Source organism: Pseudoalteromonas sp. BSi20311, from assembly GCF_000239875.1.
Lineage (GTDB): Bacteria > Pseudomonadota > Gammaproteobacteria > Enterobacterales > Alteromonadaceae > Pseudoalteromonas.
In genome coordinates, this window is the sequence record NZ_BADU01000090.1 from 1 (window position 1) to 6656 (window position 6656).

The 6656-nt window shown below is 41.1% G+C and carries 5 protein-coding genes; 4 read left to right on the top strand and 1 reads right to left on the bottom strand.

What is annotated here, in order from left to right; translation table 11 throughout:
• Positions 1–503: 503 nt before the first annotated feature.
• The 3 genes from P20311_RS10790 (at position 504) to P20311_RS10800 (ending at position 2366) form a co-directional block, all read left to right on the top strand.
• On the top strand, positions 504–1247 hold the full coding sequence (locus P20311_RS10790; RefSeq protein ID WP_008112663.1) for a ferredoxin--NADP reductase: 744 nt from the start codon (positions 504–506) through the stop codon (positions 1245–1247).
• A gap of 90 nt (positions 1248–1337) precedes the next feature.
• Complete coding sequence (locus P20311_RS10795; protein ID WP_008112664.1) at positions 1338–2036, top strand: nuclear transport factor 2 family protein; 699 nt, start codon at positions 1338–1340, stop codon at positions 2034–2036.
• A gap of 9 nt (positions 2037–2045) precedes the next feature.
• The gene (locus tag P20311_RS10800; RefSeq protein ID WP_008112665.1) at positions 2046–2366 is read left to right on the top strand and encodes a hypothetical protein; all 321 of its coding nucleotides are present in this window, start codon (positions 2046–2048) and stop codon (positions 2364–2366) included.
• 12 nt (positions 2367–2378) lie between these two features.
• Here P20311_RS10800 and P20311_RS10805 read toward each other — a convergent pair whose 3' ends face one another.
• A complete protein-coding gene (locus tag P20311_RS10805) occupies positions 2379–3260 on the bottom strand; it encodes a tetratricopeptide repeat protein (protein WP_008112666.1) in 882 nt (293 codons plus the stop codon).
• A gap of 661 nt (positions 3261–3921) precedes the next feature.
• On the opposite strand from P20311_RS10805, the gene katG reads away from it, so the two are divergent.
• Positions 3922–6102, top strand: a complete 2181-nt coding sequence (katG, locus tag P20311_RS10810; RefSeq protein WP_008112669.1) for a catalase/peroxidase HPI — start codon at positions 3922–3924, stop codon at positions 6100–6102.
• Positions 6103–6656: the final 554 nt, after the last annotated feature.

Consider the following 6656-nt stretch of genomic DNA (forward strand, 5'->3'; position numbering starts at 1 on the left):
TGGTTACCTTCTGAATTTAATGTAGGCGGGCTTTATGCTGAGCAAGGTCATTAATTAAAAATAAATATTTACCACCGAGAACACAGAGCTCACAGAGAAATGCTTAAAAAACACCCATCTTCCTCTATGTAGCGCAAAGCGCCTCGGAACCCTCTGTGGTGAAAAATTGCTTTTAGCAGTAAATGTCTTTCGTAGCAGCGATTTTATATCGCGTCAGATTTAGGTCGTTAAGTATAGAGACGCGGGGTAAACCCGCTGCTACCAGTTTGATGTTTTACTTTCTCTTTTACTTCTCATTTTCTTCTCTGTGTTCAAAAGGTTTTAGCACTAGCTCGTTGCTCGTTACTCGAAACCCGTAGCCCGAAAGTTGTCTTGTCATTTATTTCCCTGTCAGTATTTATAACTTAATGCTAATGTTGAAGTTATAAATCGTGTCTTTAAAATAAACAATTTTAAACTCTTAGCTGATAGCTAGTAACGCGCCTTAAACTCTGGAGTAACCTATGTCTAATTGGATTGATGCCACGGTAAAGTCAGTTAAATGGTGGAATGACTCGTTATTTAGCATAACCGTTCACGCTGATGTAGAGCCGTTTAAAGCTGGGCAATTTACAAAGCTCTCTATTATGGACGGTGATAAACGTATCGCTCGCGCCTACTCTTATGTTAATGCCCCTCAAAGTCCTGATTTAGAGTTTTACCTCATCAATGTGGTTGATGGTTTACTATCTTCTCATTTAGCCACACTCAAACCAGGTGACACCGTATTAATAGAGCGCCGAGCAACTGGCTTTTTTACTCTAGATGAAGTGCCTGCGAGTGAGCAATTGTGGATGCTTAGTACAGGCACAGCTATTGGGCCATTTTTATCAATGTTACAGCAGAGCGAAGTATGGCAAAAATACAAACACATAAATTTAGTGCATGGTGTACGGCAAAATAGCGATTTAAGCTATCAGGAGCTTATTAACAAACTAATAAAATCAAATCCTAGTCAACTCAACTATATTCCGGTTGTTAGCCGTGAGGTGCCTTTACAAGGCTTAGCAGGCAGAATTACCACTGTGATTGAAAATAATGCTTTATATGAGCACGTCGGGTTATGGGCTACACCAAATAATGCCCAATTTATGCTGTGTGGTAATCCGCAAATGGTTAAAGACACCACAGAGTTATTATTGGCTCAAAATTATAAGCGTAATCGTCGAAAAGAGCCGGGACATATCACGGTTGAGCAGTATTGGTAGCTAGCTATAACGTTATAATAACTATCTCAGAGGCCTAAAATTTGCTATGTTGCGCTTTAATTGTATTTAGTCTTCGTACTTAGGAAATCCATGAAATCTTTATTTATTATTTGTGCCTGTTTATTGGCCGCTTTCACGTTAAATAGTCATGCTATAGAGCAATCAACACCGCTGAACGAGACCAAACAAACGCAGCCAGAAAATGCACCGCAACAAGACGCGCTTGATACATTAAGCCAAGAGGCTAATACACCAAAAAAGCCGGTTGTTGATAAAGTAAAAGCAGATGACTCTCAAGTACTTGGCAGCGAATCTACAAAGCCCGTTCAGCAGCCTAATAGTAAAGCGGATAAAGCCCAGGCTGTTGCGCAAGCTGAGCAAGCAGTTACACAAGCAAAAGAAGCACTCACAGCAAAGCAACAAGCCAAAGCAAAACAGTCGCGTGAGTCACTTGCTGTTGTTGAGCAATTAGTAAATGCTTACAACGCGCGTAACATTGAAGAATTTATTCGCATGTATGATGAAGATGTTGAGTTTTATATTTTCCCGAATGAGCTATTATTTAAAGGTAAAGAAAAACTAATAGCGCGTTATGGCATTATGTTTAAAAAACTTAAGTGTCTGCACTCATCACCAATCAAGCGTATTGTGCATGGTGATATTGTAATAGACCATGAACTGTCAGAAACCTGTTCAACGGATGCGAACGTTATAGATAAACGTTCAGAGCTTATATCAAGTTATCAGATCAAAGATGGTAAAGTGGTTAGGGTTTTATTTTTTAGGTAATTATTAATTATGCAGCTAAGTGACGAGAAAAAAATTCGTGTAATGTATCGAGTAGAGCCAGGTTGTTTAGGCCCTGATGGCGTAGACCACATTGAAGACTTTTGTCGCTTTGCGAACAAGCACATTAAATCGCCTTATTATGCGCAGTTATTATTTTTACCTCGATACGACAAGCAAAAAGATGAGCGCCAATACAGCGTTAAAAACCGCAATTTATCTCAGGTGCAGGCTAAAGCGTACTTAAATCATTTTGAAATTGACATAGAAGACTTTGAAGAGCAGCTAGACGAGCTGCTCTCTAAATCAATAGACTTATACTTCAAACGCTAGGGTCAGCAGACCCTAAGCTTCGTTTGAAACAATAGCATTAAAGCTATCGTTATCATGTAGGCTGGCAAAAGCACTTTCGTGAAGTAGCTCGTTTCGTAAGTTAGGCGAGTATTCAAGAGACATTTTTATATCAGCTAGGGCATCTGCATGTTCATGTGTTAAAGCATACGCACAGGCTCTTTGCCAATAGGCGTAACCGTAATCGCTGTCTATATCAATGGCTTGGTTGCAAAGTTCAATGGCTTGCTCAGTCTCATTTAGCTCTAATAATGCATCCGCTTTGTAGGCAATGGCTTCTACATCTTCTGGTTTACGTTTTAAAATCTCATCGAATATTTCAATTTTATTGGCAATATCACTTTCTAGGTTGGCTCGCATCCATAACGAATGAACTTCGTTGGTGATCGATATACGTTCTTGGTTACTGAGTATTTCTTCAGAACGTACACGCAGTTTCTCTTCTAAAATTTTCAAGCGGTCTTCGTACTCGTCAGTAATAACACTAACTCGAGTATTTACTATATCTTCTACTTTATTTTTTACATCACGTAGTGAATTCCAGCCCACCAATACTAAAATAGAAGCGGTGGCAGTAATAATAAAAAATACATTATTAATGGTATCTGTGGTGTAGGTAAGCGCCCGATCGGCGGTGTCTAACTGTGCATGCGTAACTTGTTTGGTCACGTCTTCACGCAGTTTTTGTTGATCTTGGCGAACCGACTTTAATTCGTCGAGAATATAACGCTCAAGTAATGGCTTATACATTGGCTCTTTTAGCTGCGCTAATTCACGTTGCTGTTGCTCATCCAAGGTCGCGGTGTTTTTATCAGCAGCTTGTACTGCAGATGAAGCACCTATAAAAACAATAAATAGTAAAAAATAAAAACGCATTGATATGCCTAGTTAAAAAATTAATTAATCGCTTTGCTAACTTTAACATGCGCACATCATTGGTACTAGGGTGGCAGCGCGCAATGCTAAATATATAGTGCCAGGTTTTACCCTGGGTAATTTTAAGGAGGACGTGACTTAATTATAGGCAAAAAAAATCCAGTCCAAAGTGGACTGGAAAAAACTACATCAACATCTCAGGGAACAATAGGAGATAAATCCTAGTGTATGTGCACCTACCTGAATTTTTACTTAACTAAATTCAAATAGATAAAAAATAAGGAAGAAATAAAGGTGCATAAGTAACTTATACACCTTTTATAACTATAATTTCATGGCGAAGGGGGGTATTCCATTGTGCACTTAAGAAAACCTAAGTCACTTTCAAACCCTTCAGCATACATTACGTGGCTATTTTTAATAACGATCATCTATTTTATAAAAAGTTTTAATATTCATTTTGCACTAAGCACACCGCTGGCAACATCATCATATTTATAAATGATTGTAATCGTTTTAAAGCATTACTTTGCCCTAGCGTATAAAAGCAGCTACAAGTATATTGAATAAGTAGAGACCATACATAAGAACGCTCCCAATTGGTGATTGCCAATAACAGTAAGCATAGGCGTTTTTATTTATTTTTTAAAAGGAGCTCAATATGGATAATCATAAAGCGGGTAAATGCCCGGTTATGCACGGCAGTAATACTACAACCGAAAACACCAATACAGATTGGTGGCCAAATTCACTGAATTTAGACATCCTTCATCAGCACGATAGTAAAACGACCCCCTACGATAGCGACTTTAATTACGCCGACGCTTTTAATTCACTCGACTTAGAGGCACTTAAAACCGACCTAAAAAATTTAATGACTCAAAGCCAACCTTGGTGGCCAGCCGATTGGGGGCACTATGGTGGCCTGATGATCCGTATGGCGTGGCATGCTGCGGGCTCGTATCGTTTAGCGGATGGCCGAGGCGGTGGCGGTACGGGTAATCAACGTTTTGCTCCACTTAACTCATGGCCTGATAATGCCAACCTCGACAAAGCTCGCCGTTTGTTGTGGCCAATTAAAAAGAAATACGGCAATAAGCTTTCATGGGCTGATCTGATTATTTTAGCCGGTAATATGGCGTATGAATCAATGGGACTTAAAACCTTTGGCTTTGCTGGCGGCCGTGAAGATATTTGGCACCCAGAAAAAGACGTTTACTGGGGCGCAGAAAAAGAATGGCTGGCCCCAAGTGATGAGCGATATACCCAGGTTGATAAACCCGACACCATGGAAAACCCATTAGCAGCAGTACAAATGGGCTTAATTTATGTAAACCCAGAAGGGGTTAATGGCAAGCCCGATCCACTTAAAACCGCAGATCAAGTTCGCGAAACCTTTGCCCGCATGGCCATGAACGACGAAGAAACCGCAGCACTCACCGTTGGTGGCCACACTGTAGGTAAAACTCACGGTAATGGTAAAGAAGAAAACTTAGGCCCTGAGCCAGAAGCTGCCGACGTGCATGAGCAAGGTCTAGGTTGGAATAACCATAAAACCCGTGGCATTGGCCGCGATACCATGACCTCAGGTATTGAGGGCGCATGGACAACCTACCCAACTAAATGGGATAACGGCTATTGTAAATTGTTACTCAATTACGAATGGGAGCTAACAAAAAGCCCTGCCGGTGCTCATCAGTGGGAGCCGGTTAATATTAAAGAAGAAGATAAACCCGTTGATGTGGAAGACCCATCAATTCGTTTAAACCCAATAATGACCGATGCCGACATGGCAATGAAGCTCGACTCAGCGTACCGTAAAATTATTGAGCGTTTTAATGACGATTTTGAGTACTTTACTGACGTATTTGCTCGCGCATGGTTTAAGTTAACCCACCGTGATTTAGGGCCAAAATCACGTTATTTGGGCGCCGATGTACCCAGTGAAGATTTAATTTGGCAAGATCCAATTCCAACGGTTGATTATACCCTGAGCGACGCTGAAATAACCGATTTAAAAGCGAAGCTACTTAATTGTGGATTAAGTGAAACCGACTTAATTAATACCGCATGGGATAGCGCACGTACTTATAGAGGCTCCGATCACCGTGGTGGTGCAAATGGCGCCCGTATTCGCCTTGCTCCGCAAAATAACTGGCAAGGTAACGAACCTGCGCGTTTAGCTAAAGTACTTAGCGCACTTGAAACACTGCAAGCGAGTTTAACTAAGCCTGTTAGTATGGCCGATTTAATTGTACTTGGCGGCACCGCTGCGGTTGAGCAAGCGGCTAAAAAGGCAGGGGTTGATATGACCGTACCATTTGCCCCAGGGCGTGGCGATGCTAGTGATGACATGACCGACGCAGAGTCATTCGAGCCATTAGAGCCAATTCATGATGGCTTTAGAAACTGGTTGAAAAAAGACTACGCTGTATCCGCCGAGGAGCTATTACTGGAGCGCAGCCAATTAATGAGCTTAACCGCACCAGAAATGAGCGTGTTACTAGGCGGTATGCGCGTACTGGGTACTAACTATGGCAATCGTGCTCATGGTGTATTTACCGATAACGTAGGCGTACTCAGTAACGACTTTTTTGTTAATTTAACCGACATGAACAACCGCTGGGAACCTGCAGCTAAAGGCGAGTACAACATAGTTGACCGCGCTAGTGGTAAAACTAAGTACACGGCTACGCGGGTTGATTTAGTGTTTGGTTCAAACTCAATTTTACGTGCATTGGCAGAGTTTTATGCTCAAGACGATAACAAAACCCGTTTTGTACACGACTTTATAAATGCATGGGTAAAAGTGATGAACGCCGACCGGTTTGATATTAAATAAACCTAAGTAAAATTTAAAAAGGAGCAGTAATGCTCCTTTTTTTTATATTATTCAAAGGTTAAAGGTTAAAGGTTAAAGGTTAAAGGTTAAAGGTTAAAGGTTAAAGGTTAAAGGTTAAAGGTTACGAGCTGCGAGGTGCGAGGTGCGAGGCGCGGGTATAGTTCAATGACCTAGGCCTGACGCGATATAAAATCGCTGCTACCAAGAACTATCACCACGTAGCAGCGGGTTTACCCCGCGTTTTTGTGTTTAATGACCGAGGCCTAAGTAAAATTTAAAAAGGAGCAGCAATGCTCCTTTTTTTATATTATTTGAAAGTTACGAGCCGCGGGCAACAGGCTGAGAGACGCGGGTAAAATGCAGCGCCTCATAACCTTCAGTGGTAAATAAATCACTTAAAAGTTATTTGCACAAAGAGCAAAGAATGAGTGCAAATGAGCAAAAAAACACAGCCTTTCTTTGCTTTTTTTATAAATAAATTACTAATTGCGTTTTAATTAATACTAAGCATAATTTTGGCGAACCCCGAACCCCGAACCCCGAACCCCGAACCC

Bases quoted from the DNA above. Each gene is read 5' to 3' on its own strand.
- P20311_RS10800 (WP_008112665.1), top strand. From the start codon at position 2,046: ATGCAGCTAAGTGACGAGAAAAAAATTCGTGTAATGTATCGAGTAGAG.
- katG (WP_008112669.1), top strand. From the start codon at position 3,922: ATGGATAATCATAAAGCGGGTAAATGCCCGGTTATGCACGGCAGTAAT.
- P20311_RS10805 (WP_008112666.1), bottom strand. From the start codon at position 3,260: ATGCGTTTTTATTTTTTACTATTTATTGTTTTTATAGGTGCTTCATCT.
- P20311_RS10795 (WP_008112664.1), top strand. From the start codon at position 1,338: ATGAAATCTTTATTTATTATTTGTGCCTGTTTATTGGCCGCTTTCACG.
- P20311_RS10790 (WP_008112663.1), top strand. From the start codon at position 504: ATGTCTAATTGGATTGATGCCACGGTAAAGTCAGTTAAATGGTGGAAT.